The 17,476-nt window shown below is 72.2% G+C and carries 18 protein-coding genes; 13 read left to right on the forward strand and 5 right to left on the reverse strand.

From position 1 onward, the window contains the following. The first annotated feature begins 170 nt into the window (after nt 1-170). From JXZ78_RS25375 to JXZ78_RS25395, 5 genes are all read left to right on the forward strand, one after another. Nucleotides 171-2,447: an ATP-dependent DNA helicase UvrD2 gene (locus JXZ78_RS25375; RefSeq protein ID WP_106968849.1), complete on the forward strand. Its 2,277-nt coding sequence runs from the start codon at nt 171-173 to the stop codon at nt 2,445-2,447. 142 nt (nt 2,448-2,589) lie between these two features. Further along, nucleotides 2,590-2,922 (forward strand): hypothetical protein, encoded by a 333-nt coding sequence (locus tag JXZ78_RS25380; RefSeq protein ID WP_030022088.1) that lies wholly within the window; start codon nt 2,590-2,592, stop codon nt 2,920-2,922. Nucleotides 2,923-3,042: 120 nt separating this feature from the next. Beyond that, nucleotides 3,043-3,396 carry a WhiB family transcriptional regulator gene (locus JXZ78_RS25385; protein WP_030022089.1) on the forward strand — a complete coding sequence of 118 codons (354 nt, stop codon included), beginning with the start codon at nt 3,043-3,045 and terminating at the stop codon, nt 3,394-3,396. Beyond that, the gene (locus tag JXZ78_RS25390) at nt 3,393-3,722 is read left to right on the forward strand and encodes a putative WhiB-interacting protein (RefSeq protein WP_030022090.1); all 330 of its coding nucleotides are present in this window, start codon (nt 3,393-3,395) and stop codon (nt 3,720-3,722) included. The genes JXZ78_RS25385 and JXZ78_RS25390 overlap by 4 nt, the downstream gene beginning before the upstream one ends. A gap of 162 nt (nt 3,723-3,884) precedes the next feature. Next, nucleotides 3,885-4,085, forward strand: coding sequence for a hypothetical protein (locus JXZ78_RS25395; RefSeq protein ID WP_030022091.1), 201 nt, complete (start codon nt 3,885-3,887; stop codon nt 4,083-4,085). A 67-nt stretch (nt 4,086-4,152) separates the two neighbouring features. On the opposite strand, the gene JXZ78_RS25400 is transcribed toward JXZ78_RS25395, so the two are convergent. Together JXZ78_RS25400 and JXZ78_RS25405 are read right to left on the reverse strand one after the other, a co-directional pair. Further along, on the reverse strand, nt 4,153-5,568 hold the full coding sequence (locus JXZ78_RS25400; RefSeq protein ID WP_030022092.1) for an ABC1 kinase family protein: 1,416 nt from the start codon (nt 5,566-5,568) through the stop codon (nt 4,153-4,155). 34 nt (nt 5,569-5,602) lie between these two features. Continuing rightward, the gene (locus tag JXZ78_RS25405) at nt 5,603-6,748 is read right to left on the reverse strand and encodes a TOMM precursor leader peptide-binding protein (protein ID WP_030022093.1); all 1,146 of its coding nucleotides are present in this window, start codon (nt 6,746-6,748) and stop codon (nt 5,603-5,605) included. A gap of 189 nt (nt 6,749-6,937) precedes the next feature. On the opposite strand from JXZ78_RS25405, the gene JXZ78_RS25410 reads away from it, so the two are divergent. From JXZ78_RS25410 to JXZ78_RS25425, 4 genes are all read left to right on the forward strand, one after another. Beyond that, nucleotides 6,938-7,537, forward strand: coding sequence for a M48 metallopeptidase family protein (locus tag JXZ78_RS25410; protein ID WP_033038690.1), 600 nt, complete (start codon nt 6,938-6,940; stop codon nt 7,535-7,537). Nucleotides 7,538-7,651: 114 nt separating this feature from the next. Then, a complete protein-coding gene (locus JXZ78_RS25415; protein ID WP_030022096.1) occupies nt 7,652-9,340 on the forward strand; it encodes a TerD family protein in 1,689 nt (562 codons plus the stop codon). A gap of 11 nt (nt 9,341-9,351) precedes the next feature. Continuing rightward, on the forward strand, nt 9,352-10,035 hold the full coding sequence (locus tag JXZ78_RS25420) for an AIM24 family protein (protein ID WP_030022097.1): 684 nt from the start codon (nt 9,352-9,354) through the stop codon (nt 10,033-10,035). A gap of 20 nt (nt 10,036-10,055) precedes the next feature. Next, nucleotides 10,056-10,814, forward strand: coding sequence for an AIM24 family protein (locus tag JXZ78_RS25425; RefSeq protein WP_030022098.1), 759 nt, complete (start codon nt 10,056-10,058; stop codon nt 10,812-10,814). 57 nt (nt 10,815-10,871) lie between these two features. Here JXZ78_RS25425 and JXZ78_RS25430 read toward each other — a convergent pair whose 3' ends face one another. Both JXZ78_RS25430 and JXZ78_RS25435 read right to left on the reverse strand, forming a co-directional pair. Continuing rightward, entirely contained in the window at nt 10,872-11,399 is a 528-nt protein-coding gene (locus tag JXZ78_RS25430) for an NUDIX hydrolase (RefSeq protein WP_030022099.1), read from the reverse strand. After that, nucleotides 11,396-12,868: a zinc-dependent metalloprotease gene (locus JXZ78_RS25435; RefSeq protein WP_030022100.1), complete on the reverse strand. Its 1,473-nt coding sequence runs from the start codon at nt 12,866-12,868 to the stop codon at nt 11,396-11,398. Before JXZ78_RS25435 ends, JXZ78_RS25430 begins: the two co-directional genes overlap by 4 nt. A 194-nt stretch (nt 12,869-13,062) precedes the next feature. Between JXZ78_RS25435 and JXZ78_RS25440 the strand changes: the two genes are divergently transcribed. The 4 genes from JXZ78_RS25440 (at nt 13,063) to JXZ78_RS25455 (ending at nt 16,633) form a co-directional block, all read left to right on the forward strand. Beyond that, nucleotides 13,063-14,214 (forward strand): SDR family oxidoreductase, encoded by a 1,152-nt coding sequence (locus JXZ78_RS25440; RefSeq protein WP_030022101.1) that lies wholly within the window; start codon nt 13,063-13,065, stop codon nt 14,212-14,214. Between the two features lie 307 nt (nt 14,215-14,521). Continuing rightward, on the forward strand, nt 14,522-14,983 hold the full coding sequence (locus tag JXZ78_RS25445) for a molybdenum cofactor biosynthesis protein MoaE (protein ID WP_030022102.1): 462 nt from the start codon (nt 14,522-14,524) through the stop codon (nt 14,981-14,983). Between the two features lie 160 nt (nt 14,984-15,143). Next, nucleotides 15,144-15,329, forward strand: a complete 186-nt coding sequence (locus tag JXZ78_RS25450; protein WP_030022103.1) for a hypothetical protein — start codon at nt 15,144-15,146, stop codon at nt 15,327-15,329. Nucleotides 15,330-15,541: 212 nt separating this feature from the next. Next, nucleotides 15,542-16,633 (forward strand): YlbL family protein, encoded by a 1,092-nt coding sequence (locus JXZ78_RS25455; RefSeq protein ID WP_030022104.1) that lies wholly within the window; start codon nt 15,542-15,544, stop codon nt 16,631-16,633. 162 nt (nt 16,634-16,795) lie between these two features. Here the strand turns inward: JXZ78_RS25455 and JXZ78_RS25460 are convergent, their stop codons facing one another. Next, on the reverse strand, nt 16,796-17,350 hold the full coding sequence (locus JXZ78_RS25460; protein WP_030022105.1) for a PPA1309 family protein: 555 nt from the start codon (nt 17,348-17,350) through the stop codon (nt 16,796-16,798). Nucleotides 17,351-17,476: the final 126 nt, after the last annotated feature.

Raw genomic sequence — 17,476 nt, forward strand, 5'->3', positions numbered from 1 at the left:
CGTGTATCGCTGGGAGAACGTCTGCGCGGGCCGGACCATTCCCGTCCGTGCCGGGCCGCTCCCGTACACGTACGGTGCCACTTCTGAAGGCCCGCGTATTCGTACGACCGCGGGGTGACGGCTGTGGACAACTTTCCCGGCTGCCCCGGTCGACCTGGCAGCATGGTCGGGTGACAGCAGCATCGGACTCCACTCTCTTCCCGCAGGTTGCGGCCGCGACCCAGTTCCCGGCCACGCCCGAGGGTGCCGACGCGGTGCTCGACGGCCTGGACCCCGAGCAGCGCGAGGTCGCCACGGCCCTGCACGGGCCCGTGTGCGTCCTGGCGGGCGCCGGGACGGGCAAGACCCGCGCGATCACCCACCGCATCGCGTACGGCGTGCGTGCGGGCATCCTGCAGCCCTCCACGGTGCTCGCCGTCACCTTCACCGCCCGCGCGGCGGGGGAGATGCGCGGGCGGCTGCGGCAGCTGGGGGCGGGCGGGGTGCAGGCCCGGACGTTCCACTCGGCCGCGCTGCGCCAGCTCCAGTACTTCTGGCCGAAGGCGGTCGGGGGCGAGGTGCCGAGGCTGCTGGAGCGCAAGGTCCAGGTCGTCGCGGAGGCCGCCGCCCGCTGCCGTATCCGCCTGGACCGCAACGAGCTGCGTGACGTCACGGGCGAGATCGAGTGGTCCAAGGTCACCCAGACCGTGCCCGCCGACTACCCGGCCGCCGTGCACAAGGCCGGACGCGAGGCCCCCCGCGACCCCGCCGAGATCGGGCAGATCTACGGCACGTACGAGCAGCTCAAGCGCGACCGGGGGACCATCGACTTCGAGGACGTGCTGCTGCTGACGGTCGGCGTCCTGCAGGACCGGCACGACATCGCCGAGCAGGTCCGCGCCCAGTACCAGCACTTCGTCGTGGACGAGTATCAGGACGTCAGCCCGCTCCAGCAGCGGCTGCTCGACCTGTGGCTCGGCGACCGCGACAACCTCTGCGTCGTCGGCGACGCCAGCCAGACGATCTACAGCTTCACCGGCGCCACCCCCGACCACCTGCTGAACTTCCGCACCCGCCATCCGAACGCCACGGTCGTGAAGCTCGTACGGGACTATCGCTCCACCCCCCAGGTCGTGCACCTCGCCAACGGGCTGCTCTCCCAGGCGCGCGGCCGTGCCGCCGAGCACCGGCTGGAGCTGATCTCGCAGCGGGACGCCGGCCCCGAGCCGGCGTACGCGGAGTACGCGGACGAGCCCGCGGAGGCCGAGGGCACCGCCCGCCGTGTCCGCGATCTGATCGCGTCCGGCGTGCCGGCCAGCGAGATAGCGGTCCTGTTCCGCATCAACGCGCAGTCCGAGGTCTACGAGCAGGCCCTCGCCGACCACGGCGTGCCGTACCAGCTCCGGGGTGCCGAGCGGTTCTTCGAGCGGCCCGAGGTGCGCGAGGCGGGCGTCAAGCTGCGCGGCGCCGCCCGCTTCGGCGCCAACGACGCCCTCCTGGACGACGCCGTGGACCTCCCGTCCGAGGTGCGGGCGGTGCTGAGCGACATGGGGTGGACGAGTGTGGCCCCGGCCGGGTCCGGTGCCGTGCGGGACCGCTGGGAGTCGCTGGCCGCGCTGGTCCGCCTCGCCGAGGACTTCGCCAAGGCCCGGCCGGCGGCCACCCTCGCCGATCTGGTCGCCGAGCTGGACGAGCGGGCCAACGCCCAGCACGCCCCGACCGTCGAAGGTGTGACGCTCGCCTCTTTCCACGCCGCCAAGGGCCTGGAGTGGGACGCCGTCTTCCTGGTCGGCCTGACCGAGGGCATGATGCCGATCACCTACGCCAAGACCGACGAGCAGGTCGAGGAGGAGCGCCGCCTGCTGTACGTGGGCGTGACCCGGGCCCGCCTGCATCTGGGGCTCTCGTGGTCCCTGTCGCGCGCTCCGGGCGGCCGTGCGGTCCGGCGCCCCAGCCGTTTCCTGGACGGTCTGCGGCCCGGATCGGGGGGCGCGGGACGCCGGGCGGCGGCTGCCGCCGCGGGCGGCATCGAGCGCGGCGGCGCCGCGACCAGGGGTGCGGCCAAGCGCCGGACCCGGTCACCCGCCCGTTGCCGGGTCTGCGGCAAGACGCTCACCGATGCGGGTGAAATGAAGCTCATGCGCTGCGACGACTGCCCCTGCGAGCTCGACGAGGCGTTGTACGGGCGGCTGCGCGACTGGCGGGCCGAACGGGCACGGCAGCTGGGCCAGCCGGCGTACTGCGTCTTCACGGACAAGACGCTGATGGCGATCGCCGAGGCCGTTCCGGGAACCGAGGGGGAGCTGGCGGGCATCCCTGGTGTGGGGGGACGCAAGCTGGGCAGATTCGGCGCCGACGTCCTCGCGCTGTGCGCAGGTGAGGAGCTCGTTCCGGCAGCGGACGGGCCGTCGCCGGACGATCTTTCGGAGGGTGGTGCAAGAACCTCCGGAAAGTCGTCAGAAAAATAGTTTGCGCGCGCGGAGCGCATCCCCATAGCCTTCACAGGCACGAAGACGACGGGCCTTCCGGGATCCGCTGATTTCGTGTTGTACTGAACAAGCCCGGACCGGATTTTCCGGTCCGCCGAGACGCCGAGAGGAGGCGAGACCAGTGATCAGCTTCATCGAGACCCAGAAAATGACCGATCGTTCGGTCGTCGCCACCTGCATGCTCGGCGCCTCGCTCCCGGGCACCGGTCTGTCCGGCTCCGGCCGACTGTCCGGTCTTGAGGTCTCCCGTGCCGCTTCCCTGGTGTTCCTGCCCAAGGGTGAGTGCGACGAGCGACCGACCCAGGCACCCGCAGTAGCGGCAGCGGCACAGGCAGCGAATGCGCATGCCTTTGCCGGCGCGGCGGCCAACGGTGCCGAATCCCGGATGCAGTACCAGACGCAGCAGGACACGTGGGCCCACCGCGGGCACGAACCCTGGAGAGATCCAGCCTGATTCGCATGATCAGGTCGGCACCTTCCAGGGCCGCGGAACCCACACCGGGATCCGCGGCCCTTTTGCTTTGCCCATGAGCCCAGCCACCAGCCGGGCCGAACAGACGAGGAACACACCACCGTGCAACTCCAGTCGCACACCCCGTCCGTCGCCACCGACCTGATCCCTCCGCCCGACCCCCAGGAGACCCCCTTGCTGCCCCTCACCGAGCTCGACGACGAGATCGACCGACTCGGCGCCGCCGTGCCGTGCCGTACCTACGACCCCGAGGTCTTCTTCGCCGAGACCCCGGCCGACGTGGAGTACGCCAAGTCCCTGTGCCAGACCTGTCCGGTGCGCGAGGCGTGTCTCGCCGGCGCCAAGGACCGTCGTGAGCCGTGGGGCGTCTGGGGCGGCGAACTGTTCGTCCAGGGCGTCGTGGTGCCCCGCAAGCGTCCGCGTGGCCGTCCGCGCAAGAACCCGGTCGCGGCATGAATCTCGGCGGCACCTACACCAGCGGCACAGGAACGATCGACCGTCCCACCCAGCGGGACCCCCAGAAGCAGGACCCGATGAACCCCTCCCTCACCGACACCACCGCACCAGCGAACTCCGGCGTGATCGAGTCGCGCCAGAACAGGACCCGTGAAATGCAACTCATCCCAGAAGCCCTGGCGCGCGCACATATGCAACAGCGCCTGCAAGAGGCCGAGTCCGAACGCAGGGCCCAGCGCCTCGCCACGGCCCGGCGCATGCAGCGCCGCGCCGAGCGGGCGTCGCTGCGCGCCCGGCGCGCTCTGGCCATGGCCGTCATGCAGTGACCTGTCGGCTGCCCGGCATCCGTACGGTGCCGGGCCGCCCGGCGGTGTCACCACCGCACCAGGCGGCCACCGCGACACCACACATCTCAGGGGCTGTCCAACTGGGCGGCCCCTGAGGCGTTGTGCCCTCTTTCCCGGCGGTGACGGGGATATTGTCGGCTGATGAACCAGAAGACGTATGAACAGGCGGAGTTGACCACCGACGACGCGGAGTGCGCGCAGTGCGGCGTCACGGCCGAGGGCACCCCGGCCACCTGGACCTGCACCATCTCCCACGGCACCCGCCAGCACCTCTGCGACACCTGCACCCGGGCCAGCCTCCGCTTCATCGAATCCCACCTGGATCCGGTACCGACACGGTGAACGACGGCCGACGACCGACGGCCGGCGGCTGCCACCTGCCATTTCCCGCCTGCTGCCTGCCCGCGCCTCAGGCCGGTGTCTCCTCCTCCGCGGGGATGCTCTGTCCGGGCACGGACGGGGTGGGAACGCCGGTGGTGGAGGCGTCGTCGGTGGTGAAGCCCGGGAGCCAGGACTCCAGTTCGTCGCGCAGACGGACGGTGGCTCCCAGCTGGCACAGGACGCCGATCGTGCTCAGCGTCACGCGGTGGATGAGCAGGTAGGAGGGGGGCAGGTTCAGCTGGCGGCCCAGCTGGTAGGCGGGGGAGCGGGGATCGGCGATGCGCGCGGCCTGGGTACGCATCCAGGAGCGGGTGAAGGTGAAGTCGTCCACCTGGGCCGGTTCGATGATCGGAAGCAGATAGTCCAGCACCGCGTCGGGGTCCAGCTCGATGGACTCTTTCACGAAGCCCTCCTCGCACAGCAGCTCGTAGACCGCCTCGGCCTCGCCGTCGAGCGTCATGCGCAGCGAGGCGCCGATCGTGGACGGCAGGCCGTCCGGCAGCCGGTCGACCGTGCCGAAGTCCAGAACGCCCAGCCGCCACTTCTCCGCCGGGCCGTCGGGGGCGTCGCCGGTCAGCAGCCGGAAATTGCCCGGGTGCGGGTCGGCGTGCAGCAGACCGGTGCGCGCGGTGCCGGAGAAGAGGAAGCGGGCGAGGAGCTGTCCGGCCCGGTCGCGCTCCTCCTGGGTGCCGTTCGCGATGACCTCCGAGAGGGGGACGCCCTCCATCCACTCGGTCACCAGCACCTGATCGCCCTGATGGACCACCGCGGGTACCCGTACGTCGGGGTCGTCGGCGAACTCCTCGGCGTGCGCCTGCTGGGCCTCCGCCTCCAGGGCGTAGTCCAGCTCCTCGGAGACCCGGTCACGCAGCTCGGAGATCAGCGGCTTGATGTCCATGCCGGGGATCAGCGGCCCGAGCAGCCGGGCGAAGCGGCCCAGCTGGGACAGGTCGGACAGCAGGGCCGCGCCCGCTCCCGGGTACTGGACCTTGACCGCCACCTCACGGCCGTCGTGCCAGACCGCGCGGTGCACCTGGCCGATCGACGCGGCCGCCGACGGCTTGTCCTCGAACTCCGTGAACAGCTCGCGCCAGTCCGCACCCAGCCGCTCCGCCAGAATCGCGTGCACCGAATCGGTCGGCATCGGCGGTGCGGCTTCCTGAAGTTTGGTGAGCGCGGCGCGGTACGGACCGGCGATCTCCTCCGGCAGCGCCGACTCGAAGACCGACAGCGCCTGCCCGAACTTCATGGCGCCGCCCTTCAGCTCGCCGAGCACCCGGAAGAGCTGCTCGGCGGTGCGCTGTTGGAGCTCGCGGCCGACGAGGTCCGCCGACCTGCCGCCGATCCGCTTGCCCAGCCCCCAGGTGGCGCGGCCGGCGAATCCCAGTGGCAGCGCGGCCAGCTTGGCGGTACGGGTGACCGCCTTGCGGGGAAGATCTGACATGCGCCCCTCCAACTCACACTGTCCCCAACCGGGGTTACTCCGCCATTGTTACGTGTTGCCGGCGCGGATCCGAGGCAGCCGTGGCGCCGGCCGGTCCCGCCGCGCCGCAGCCGCACTCCGGATGCGGCGCGACCTTGGTCGTCCGCCAGTCCGCACAGGGCAGCGCGACCTCGATCCGGGCCCCTGTGCAGGGTGGCAACTGACCGTCCAGGAACGCCAGCGCCTGTACGGCGGCCAGCCCCGCCACCGTCGTCGCCAGCGCCGCGTCGCACGCCGGAACGGCCGGCGCGCCGCGCCCCGAGCGCCACTGGGCCAGCAGCCGCGGCCAGGCGGGCTCCGCGTCCGTACGCCGCAGCTGGAGGCAGCCGGCGCAGGAGGAGTCACCCGGCAGGACCAGCGGACCCACCACCCCGGTCCCTTCGACCACCCCGGCGAACAGGTGCGGGATTCCCGCGGTCACGAAGGGCTCGTACAGGACCGGGTCGGGCGCGTAGGCGGCGAGGCCGTCGCGCGGGGCGACCACGACGAGTCCGAGGCCCGGCTCACCGGAGCCGGACGGCTCGCCCCCGGACCGCAGCCGCCGTGACCAGGGCGAGGCGCGGTGGACCAGACTGCGGGCGGCGGTGTCCCGGCGCGCGCCGATCTGCTCCGCCCGCACCCCGCCCGGCACGACGTCCCAGGGCTCGACCTTCCCGCCGTCCTGCACCTCCACCCGCCCGATGCCCGCCGCCGACAGCAGGGCCGCCACCGAAGCACCCACCCGGCCGGCGCCGCGCACCCGCGCCCGTATGGCCCGGCGCGCCCCCATCCGCTCCAGTCCGCCCGCCGCCTCGGGATGGCGCACGGACAGCGACGCGAGATCCGCCCGGAGTCGGCCGAAAGCCGCGGAGTCGGCGCGCACCGCGTCGGCCGCCGGACCGCCAGCCGTCGGCGCGTCCAGCAGGCCGGCCCGCTCCAGCCGGTCCACCATCCGCCGCGCGTGCCCGGCCGGCAGCCCCAGCGACTCGGCGGCGTCGGCGAGCTGCTCCGGACTCCGTGTGCCGTCGATCAAGGCCAGAAAACTCCCGGTGGCCGTGTCCACCGGGCCCAGTTCCACCGCGTGCGCCGGGGCCACCCCGAACCGCACCGTCTCCCGGTTTCGCCATCCGCGCCGCAGCGCGGGCTTGAGCATCGGATACATGAAGCCGCCCCCGTCGATCGCATCTCGTCCAGCGGTCTTCAGCATCCCGCGGCCGGGCGACGGCCGCCGGAAGTTGTCCACAGCCCCCGGGCAATAGTCATACAAGCCGTACCCGTCCTTGAGGGGTCCGGGAACATGGCGGAGGCCGGGGACAAGACTTCCCGCACGGGCAGCGGGTAACGTCGGGGCGTGCCCGCCGACCCTTTGCGCCGAGCCGCAGACCCTCCCCGCAGGACCGCCACGCGTTCCGCGACCGGGGGCCCCGCGACGAGCCCGGTCGAGGTGCGCAGAAGCTCGCGGCGACGCCGCACGGTCTCCGCCTACCGGGAGGGGGACCGCACCGTCGTCCTGATCCCGGCCCGGATGTCCGAGGCCGAGGAACGGCGCTGGGTCACCGTGATGCTGGACAAGCTCGCCGCGCAGGAGAGCCGGCGCACACTCGGCGACAGTGAGCTGGCCGAGCGCGCGGAGCGCCTGTCGGAGCAGTACCTGGACGGCCGCGCCCGGCCTGCCACGGTGCGCTGGGTGACCAACCAGAACACCCGCTGGGGCTCCTGCACCCCCGCCGAGGGCAGCATCCGCCTCTCGCACCGGCTCCAGGGGATGCCGGAGTACGTCGTCGACTACGTCCTCCTGCACGAGCTGGCGCATCTTCTCGTCCCCGGTCATGGGCAGCGTTTCTGGCAGCTTCTGGAGTCGTACCCGCGTACGGAGCGTGCGCGCGGCTATCTCGAAGGGGTCGTCGCGGCGGAGCGGTTGCCGCATCTGCCCGCGGCCCGTACGGAATAGGGCCGGTTCCGCCCGGTTCGCTCCGCGCCCGGCATCGCCCGCTGTCGGCGGCAGCGGTTAGCCTGGCGCGACGTCATCAGAGCGCGGAGCGGGAGCGGGGGACGGTCGTTACGTATGGCCAGGGAATTCCAGCGGGGCCACAAGGCCAGGATCAGTGACCTGACGGCCGGGACGGATCTGTACGTAGGGGTGCGGATCGCGGGTTCCGGACTGTCCTTCGACATCAGCTGCTTCGGTCTCGACGCGGACGAGCGGCTCTCGGACGACCGGTATTTCGTCTTCTTCAACCAGCCTGCCTCCCCCGAGGGGTCCGTCCAGCTGCTGGGCGCCCAGGCGGGCGACACCGAGTCCTTCCGGGTCACGCTCGACCGGATACCGCAGCACATCCGGAAGCTGTCCTTCACCGCCACGCTCGACGGCGCGGGCCAGATGTCCCAGATCGGCCCCGGCTACCTGCGCATCGTCGCGGGCGGCGAGGAGGTCGCACGCTACGCGTTCGACGGTGCCGAGTTCAGCACCGAGCGTGCCGTGATGCTCGGCGACTTCTACCTGAAGGACGTGTGGCGCTTCGCCGCGGTCGGGCAGGGCTTCGACGGCGGTCTGGAAGCGCTGCTGAAGAACTTCGGCGGTGAGGTCGCGGAGGAGGAGCCCGCGCCAGAGCCCGATCCGGCGCCGCAGGACGGCGTGCCGGGCTTCGCGCCGCCCACCGCTTCCGAGCCCGCGCCGGGCTTCGCCGCTCCGGCAGCCCAAGGACAGCCCGCTCCGGCAGCCCAAGGGCAGCCCGCGCAGCCGCAGGTCCCGGCCCAGGCGCAGCCGCCGCAAGCCCCGCCGCCCCAGCAGCCCGCCGCGCAGGTGCACACCGCTCCGACGATCGCGGCCCCGCTGGCGCCGCCCGGCGCACCGCCCGGTCAGTTCCCCGGACAGCAGCCCCCGTACGGCCAGCCCCCGCACCAGCAGGCGCCGCCGTACGGCCAGCCGGGCCAGTCGCCCCAGGCGGCACCCCAAGCGCCGCCGCAAGCCCCGCCTCAGGCCCCGTACGGACAGCCCGGCGGCCCGCTCCCCGGGCAGCAGGCCCCGGCCCCGTACGGAGCGCCTCAGGGCCAGCCCGCCCCGTACGGGCAGCCGCAGATCCAGAAGGGCGGCCCCGGCCTCAGCGTCGTCCTGGAGAAATACCGCGAAGCGCCCACAGGGCAGCGGTGGACCCCGCAGAACGAGAAACTGATCCGCGCCGATCTCGGCATCGACGGACAGCCGGTGCTCGCCCGGCAGGGCAGCATGGTCCTCTACCAGGGCAAGGTCGACTTCAGTTACAAGGGCGCCGGCATCCGGGGCCGCATCGTGGGCAACGCCACCGGCCAGGAGATGCAGCTGATGCGCTGCACGGGCCAGGGCCAGGTGTTCTTCGCGGACAACAGCGCCCATGTGCACCCCATCGAGCTCCAGGGTGACGCGATCTGCGTGTCGGCCGAGAGCGTGCTCGCCTTCGACGAGTCGCTCCAGTACGAGACCCGCCGCATCGAAGGGCACGGCATCCCCGGCGGCGCGCTGTTCACCATGCAGTTCCAGGGCAGCGGCACGGTCGTCGTGAAGACCCAGGGCGCCCCCGTCGTCCTCCCGGTCACCCCCACGACCTTCGCGGACGCCAACGCTGTCGTCGCCTGGTCGGCCGCCTCTCAGGTGATCATTTCCAGTCAGGTCAGCCTGCGCCGCAGCGCCTACCCGGGACACTCCGGCGAGACCGTGAACCTCCAGTTCCGCGGCGCGCCCGGGAACTTCGTCGTCGTCCAGCCCTACGAGGTCTGAGGGAGCCCGCCATGTACGAACAGCAAGCACCGGGCCATGCCCCGACCGCACCCGTCGCCCGTATGGAGAACCACGGCAGCGCCATGGTGAAGATCGCCATGCAGAGCGGCCAGGACGTCTTCGCCCGCACCGGCTCGATGGTCGCCTACGAGGGCTTCGTCCAGTACGAGCCCAACCCGCCCGCGGTCCGCCAGATGGCCTCCCAGTGGCTGACCGGCGAGGGCGCGCCCCTGATGAAGTGCACCGGCGACGGCCTGCTCTACCTCGCCGACTACGGCGCCGACGTCGTCTGCGTCAACCTCGACGGCGACTCGATCTCCGTCAACGGCACCAACCTGCTGGCCTTCGACGCCCACCTCCAGTGGGGCGTGCAGCGCGTCAAGGGCATGGCGAAGTTCGCCGGTCAGGGGCTCTTCAACGTCGGCATCTCGGGCACCGGCTGGGTCGCGCTGACCTCCCGCGGCACCCCGATCGTGGTGGACTGCGGCCGCGGCGAGGACGAGACCTACGTCGACCCGGACGCGCTCGTGGCCTGGTCGACGAACCTGAAGATGAAGGGCAAGCGCAGCTTCAAGGCGTCCTCGATGATCGGGCGCGGCAGCGGCGAGGCGTACCAGCTCGGCTTCTCCGGGCAGGGCTTCGTCGTCGTACAGCCCAGTGAGGACAGCACCGACCGGCTCCGGGCCCGGGGCTGAGGGGAGGAGGTCGAGCCATCATGCAGAGTCCGCTTTTCGCCTACACCGAGGCGCAGACCCAGGACCGGTACACCCTGCAGAACCCGCAGCTGCTGCGGGTCGCCCTGCAAGGCCACGAGGACCTGCTCGCCCGTAAGGGCAGCATGGTCGCCTACCAAGGGCTGCTGGAGTTCGACGGGAACTACCAGACCCCGGGGCAGCAGCACGCCCGCGCCGCCTCCGGTGAGGGTCTGGACCTGATGCGCGTCTCCGGGCAGGGCACCGTCTACCTGGCCAATCTCGCGCAGTATGTGCACGTCATGGACGTCGACCACGACGGCCTGACCGTGGACAGCAGTTATGTGCTGGCGCTGGACTCCGGCCTCCACTGGGAGGTGATCTCGGTGGACAGCCAGTACGGGATCTCCGGCACCGGCAAGTACCAGCTCAACATCTCCGGCCGCGGCAAGGTCGTGCTGATGACCTCGGGCCAGCCGCTGGTGATGCGGGTCACCCCGGACAAGTACGTCAACGCCGACGCGGACGCGGTGGTCGCCTGGTCCGCCTCGCTGCGGGTGCAGATGCAGGCACAGACGCACTCCTCGGGCGTGTGGCGCCGCCGCGGGAACACAGGCGAGGGCTGGGAACTGAGCTTCCTGGGGCAGGGCTACGCGCTCGTCCAGCCGAGCGAGCTGCTGCCGCCGCAGAACGCGGCCATCGGGTCCGGCCTGGCCGCCCAGTTCGGCATGGGGCAGCAGGGCGCCCACGGCCAGAACCAGGGGAACATCTTCACCAACTGAGACACGCCGGCCGCCCGCGCCCTCTCCGTGAGAGAGCGCGGGCGGCCGCCGCGCGTCCTACAGAAGCGCGCGGGTGCGCTCCACGAGGCGGACGACCGAGGTGTCCGCCACGGCCGCCACCTCGTCGTACGGGAACCAGCGGAGGTCCAGCGACTCGTCGCTGATCACCGCCTCGGCCCCCTCGGGCGCCAGCGCCGCGTACTGCACGTCCAGATGCCACGCGCACGGCGTCAGATGCCGGTCCAGGCGCACCGGCCCGCCCAGCAGCGTCAGCCCGGACGCGATCCCGGACTCCTCGCGGGCCTCGCGCAGCGCCGCGTCCGCGAGCGTGGCGTCCTCGGGCTCGCAGTGTCCGCCCATCTGGAGCCACATCTTGAGCTTGCGGTGCAGCGTCAGCAGCACCCGCCCGCGCGCCGGGTCGATGACCAGGGCACTGGCCGTGATGTGCCCGTCCTTGCAGGGCTTGCCCATGCCGTCGGGGTGGGACGCCAGGTGGTCCAGGTAGGAGAGCCGCAGCCGCTCCTGCTCGGGGGACGGCGCGGGCCACTCCTTGAGGACCCGCGCCGCGTCGTCGTGAAGACTCACTTCTCGCCGTCGCCCCCGGGCTTGCCGCCCTCGGCCGAACCGTCCTGACCGGTTCCTTCGTCCGTCTCCTTGGTCAGGTCCGGCTTCCCGGCGCCGCCCGCCGCCTCGCCGAGCATCTTGTCCAGCTCGGAGAAGTCCAGCTGCTCGTGGTGGACGAAGCCGTCCGGGTCGTCCAGGTCGGCGGCGGTCGGCAGCATGTCCGGGTGCTCCCAGAGCGCGTCCCGGCCGTCCAGGCCACGGGCGTCCGTCAGCAGGGCCCACAGCCGCGAGGCGTCCCGCAGGCGCCGCGGACGCAGCTCCAGGCCGATGAGGGTGGCGAAGGTCTGCTCGGCCGGGCCGCCGGTCGCCCGGCGCCGCCGCAGCGTCTCGCGCAGCGCGTCGGCCGACGGCAGGTGCGGGGAGGCGGCGGCGTGCACCACCGCGTCCACCCAGCCCTCCACGAGGGCCAGCGCCGTCTCCAGCCGGGCCAGCGCCGCCTTCTGCTCCGGGGTGTCCTCGGGCTGGAACATGCCCTGCTGAAGGGCGTTCTGCAGCTCTTCGGGGTGCTGCGGGTCGAGCTGGCCGACCACGTCCTCCAGCTTGGTCGTGTCGACCTTGATGCCGCGGGCGTAACCCTCGACCGCGCCGAACAGGTGCGAGCGCAGCCACGGCACGTGGGCGAAGAGCCGCTGGTGGGCGGCCTCGCGCAGGGCCAGGTAGAGCCGCACCTCCTCCTCGGGCACGCCGAGGCCGGAGCCGAAGTTGGCGATGTTCCCGGGCAGCAGCGCGGCCTTGCCGGCCGGGCCCAGGGGCAGTCCGACGTCGGTGGAGCCGACGACCTCACCGGCCAGGACGCCCAGCGCCTGCCCGATCTGGGTGCCGAACATGGCGCCGCCCATGGAGCGCATCATGCCGAGCAGCGGGCCCGCCATGGCCTGCATCTCCTCGGGCAGGACGTCGCCCATGGCCGCGCCGACGCGCTCCGCGACCGGGTCCACCAGGTCCTTCCACACCGGCAGGGTCTCCTCGACCCACTCGGCGCGGCTCCACGACAGCACCGTGCTCGCGCCCGAGGGCAGCGACGTCACGCCGTCCAGCCACAGGTCGGCGAGGCGCACGGCCTCTTCGAGGGCCGCCCGCTCTCCGGGGGAGACACTGGCGTCCTTGGTGCCGTCCTCGGCGCCCTGCGCGACGGTCTGCCGCGCGATGTCCTTGGCCATGTCCCAGTTCACCGGGCCGCCCTCGTACGAGAGCATCTGGCCCAGCTTCTGGAAGGCGGCGCCAAGATCGCCAGGGTTCATCTCGCCACCAGGGCCGCCCGTGCCGCCGAAGAGCGCCGCGAACGGGTTGTCCGCGCCGCCGCTCCCGCCGCCGAATCCGAACGGGTTCGCGGGGCCCTGGCTACCTCCCTGGCCGCCCTTCTTCTTGCCGTTGTCGCCGTCCTCCGGCTCCTCCGGCGGAAGGCCGAATCCAAATGGGGTGTCACTCACGGGTTTCCTCGGCTCGTAGGGCCGCCGGCCAGGGGGCCGGCGGCGGCTGCCCGACATTCTCTTCCAGCCTAGACACCCGCCCCGCTTCGGGGCTCGGTGCTTCGCCGTCCCGGTGCCTGCGGCAGGATGGACGCCACCTGGTACGTACGGCGTCAGCACGCCTACGCACTGAAGACAACCGCTGGAGACGCCCGGTGAGTTCCCCAGATCCGACCGTTCGCGCAGCGCGAAACACCGCTGCCGAGACCGAGCACGCAGGAAAACAGGCGGACGGCGAGCCCGCCCGGCCGCTGCGCCGCCCCGTCGTCGCGGTCACCGGCGCCGCCTCCGGCGTGGGTGCCCTGCTGACCCAGGCGCTGACCGAGTCCGACGAGGTCAAGCGGGTCGTGGCCATCGACGAGCGGCGCGGCGAGATCGCCGAGGCGCACTGGCACGTCCTGGACGTCCGGGACCCGGCCATCGCCGACAAGCTGCGCGGCGCCGATGTCGTCGTGCACCTCGCCGTCGACCTCGACCTGGAGACCGACGCGGCCGCGCGTACGGCGTACAACGTGCGCGGTACGCAGACGGTCCTCACGGCCGCGGCGGCCGCCGGCGTGCACCGGGTCGTGCTCTGCACCTCCGCCATGGTCTACGGCGCGCTCCCGGACAACGACGTGCCGCTGGCCGAGGACGCCGAGCTGCGGGCCACCGCCGACGCCACCGGGGTCGGCGACCTTCTGGAGATCGAGCGCCTGGCCCACCGCGCGCCCCGCGCGCACCCCGGCCTGAACGTCACCGTCCTGCGCCCCACCGTCCTGGTGGGCGGCACGGACACCGCCCTGACCCGTTACTTCGAGTCGCCGCGGCTGCTGGTCGTCGCCGGTTCCCGCCCCGCCTGGCAGTTCTGTCATGTGGAGGACCTGGTCAGCGCCCTGGAGTACGCCGCGCTGGAGAAGGTCGAGGGCGAGCTGGCGGTGGGCTGCGACGGGTGGCTGGAGCAGGAGGAGGTCGAGGAGCTGTCCGGCATCCGGCGCATGGAGCTGCCGTCCTCGGTGGCGCTCGGCGCCGCCGCCCGGCTGCACCGCATCGGCCTCACGCCGTCGCCCGCCGGAGACCTGGCCTACACGATGCACCCGTGGGTGGTCAGCGGCAGCCGGCTGCACGAGGCGGGCTGGCGGCCCCGGTGGACGAACGAGGAGGTGCTGGCCGAGCTGCTGGAGGAGGTGGCGGGCCGGTACACGGTCGCCGGCCGCCGCCTGGGCCGCAAGGACGCCACCGCGGCCGGAGCGGCCGGCGCGACGGTCGCCCTTCTGGGCACCGCCGCTCTGGTCCGCCGCGCCCGTAAGGCGCGCCGGCGCATCTGAGGCGGCAGGGGCGGGTGCGCTACGTCTCGGCCGTGGGGGAGGGCTCGTACGGCGACGACGGCTCCGTACGGCCGTGCCGGGCCCGTTCCGCAGCGCCGACTCCGGACAGGCCCCGACGGCCCGTACGGCCACGCAGCGGCCCCCGTACGGCCACGCAGCGGCCCCGGAGCAGCGCCCGTACGGCCGTGCCGAGGCCCCGCGCCGGCCCCGCCCGCCCCGCGCCTGTAGGAGCCTCCAACACGCCCCGTCACAGGACCGGCGGAAAGCCCATGCCCCGGGCGGCCGCCCCGTACGGCACGATGGAGCCATGCCAGGCACGTATGACCACCCGGGCGAGCAGGGTGCGGCGGACGCGATCCGCCTCCTCGCGGTCCGTGACACCCCGCTGTCCTTGGACGAGGTCTTCGCGGCCGTCGGCGATCCCGCCGCCGGCGGCACGGCCCTGTTCGTCGGTACGGTCCGTTCCCACGACGGCGGCGCCGACGTCGACGCCCTCGGTTACTCGGCGCACCCGAGTGCCGAGGCCGAACTGCGCCGCGTCGCCGAGAAGGTGGCCGCCGACTTCCCCGTACGCGCGATGGCCGCGGTGCACCGCGTGGGTGAGCTGGCCGTCGGCGACCTGGCGGTCGTCGTGGCGGTCTCCTGCCCGCACCGCGCGGAGGCGTTCGCGGCCTGCCGGCGGCTGATCGACGACCTCAAGCACGAGGTGCCGATATGGAAGAACCAGCGTTTTTCGGACGGTACCCAGGAGTGGGTCGGTGCCTGCTGACGGCCGGTTTCCGGCGGTGGCGGCGGTTCCGGGCGGCGTCGGTGAAGCCTTTACGCGCGCTCCAGTTGCGTAACCCGCCCCCTGGCGTGAGCGTTGACCTGGCAGATGGTTAATCTGCTTATTCGTCGTTGCGGTTGTTACAAGGGGTCGGGAGGCCGCTATGGGAGCGCTCCTCTGGTTGCTGATTCCGGTTCTCGCCGTCATCGCCGCCGTCGTGTGGAGCAGTTGGGCATCACGCAACCGCAGGACCGGGGACGTCGCGGAACTGGCGGGCTACGCGCGGTTCCGGGAGGCGATGGAGAAACCGGAGAAGGCGCATTCCGGTTCGGACGCGGCGCGAGCCTGACGGGCTGAGCCGGGGCCATGACCGGGGCCGTGGCCGTCGTACGCGGACGCGAGCGGCCGCCATGGTTCCGGTTTCCCGCCGCCCTCGCCCCGCCGCGTCCGCGGCGGTTCCGGGGCACCGCGTCCCGTGACCCGCTCCGCACCCCGCCCCGTCCGCCCCCGGACGGACGGCCCCCGAGGCCGGGTGTCGGAGGCGTCCCGTACTGTCGTTCCATGCCACGCCGCACCGCGACGCTGCTCGCCTCTCTCGTGATGCTGATTGCGCTGATCTGCGCCGGGATGGTGATTCCCGTTCCGTATTCCGAGATGTATCCGGGGCCCACGACCAACACCCTGGGCGAGCACGAGGGCGAGCCGGTGCTGCAGATATCCGGCCACAAGACGTATCCGACCTCCGGCCATCTGAACATGGTCACCGTCCGGGTCACCGGCGCCGAGTACCGCATGAACCTCTTCGCCGCGGTCGTCGGCTGGCTCAAGCACGACAGCCTCGTGGTGCCGCACAAGACGCTCTACCCGGAGGGCCAGACGGCGGAGCAGTCCGACCAGCAGAACGCCGAGGAGTTCACCCAGTCCCTGGAGAGCGCCAAGGTCGCCGCGTTCAAGCAGCTGAACATCCCGGTGGGCTCCCAGACGGTCGTGGCATCCGTCGTCAAGGACGCCCCCGCGGACGGCAAGCTGCACGCCGGTGACGTGATCAAGGCCGTGGACGGTACGGCGGTCAAGGCCAACACCGACGTGGCGAAGCTGGTCACCCGGCACAAGCCGGGCGAACAGGCCGTCTTCACGGTCATTCCCGCCAAGGAGGCGGCCGCGGCCCAGAAGAAGGGCAAGCGCCCCGAAGGGCCCACCAAGGACGTCGCCGTCACGACCGCGAAGGCGGAGGGCGGCCGGTCGGTCGTGGGCATCCAGGCCGGCATCGACTACACGTTCCCGTTCGACGTCGACATCAAGCTGGCCGACGTCAGCGGCCCCAGCGCCGGGCTGATGTTCGCTCTCGGGATCATCGACAAGCTCACGCCCGAGGACATGACCGGCGGCAAGTTCGTGGCCGGTACGGGCACGATCGACGCCGACGGCAAGGTCGGCCCGATCGGCGGTATCGCGATGAAGGTGGTCGGCGCGCGCAACAAGGGCGCCGAGTACTTCCTCACCCCCAAGGACAACTGCGCGTCCGTCGTCGACGACCACCCGGACGGCCTGCGCCTGGTCAAGGTGGACACCATCCAGGACGCGCTGAAGTCCCTGGAGAAGATCCGCAAGGGGGACACGGCCGACCTGCCGAGCTGCCCCGCGAACAAGTAGGCGGCCCGCCCCGGGCCGGGCGGCAGCTCCGGCATCGGGCCCGGCAGCCGCTGCCGCGCCCGTAGGCCCGCGGGGCCCGTGGAGGACCCGTAAGAGACCGCCGGCCCCGTGCCGCGGCGGCCGGGCCGGGGCACCCGCCCCGGCCCCGGGCGGGCCGCGGCGTCAGCTCTCGAAGGTGGCGGACAGCGCGTCCGCCAGCCCCGGCACGAGCTGCGAGCCGGTCAGCACCTCGGACGTGGAGTCCTTCTCCCGCAGCCGCAGCGCCGACTCGCGCGTGCCGTCCCGCAGCACCGCCACCGTCATCCGCACCTCCTGGCGGTCCGGGTGATCGGCGACCCACTTGGCGATCTGCGCGTCGTCCATGCCCTTCGGGACGGAGTCCTCCGCGGACGGCGGCAGCATCAGCCGCTCGACGGTCATCGCGCAGCCGGCCACCGCGTCCGGCCAGCCGATGGTGGCCAGGAACTCGTCCAGCGGGGCGCCGGCCGGGATCTCGTCCTGCTCGACCGGGGTCAGCGAGGCGGTGGTGGAGTCGTCGATACCGAGCTGCTCGGCGAGCGAGGGTTCCTGCTCACGCAGCTGGGCGGTGTCCACGAGGGCGAAGAGGCGGGCGGGCTGGTCCCAGCCGAGCCCGGCGGCGTACTCGTCGATTTCGAGTACGGCACGGGTCAGCGGGCTGGCGGCGAGGGGGGTGCCGTCGACGGGAAGGTTGTTCATGCTCAATATCGTGCCCTGCTGACCCCGGAAAACGGGAACCGGGTAAAGCCTTAGTAAGTTGCAACAGTGGGTCCTACTATCGCCGGGCCTGCTCAACACGACAGCGAACTTCGAGGTGCGCACCTT

Source organism: Streptomyces monomycini, assembly GCF_022271435.1.
GTDB classification, from domain to species: domain Bacteria; phylum Actinomycetota; class Actinomycetes; order Streptomycetales; family Streptomycetaceae; genus Streptomyces; species Streptomyces monomycini.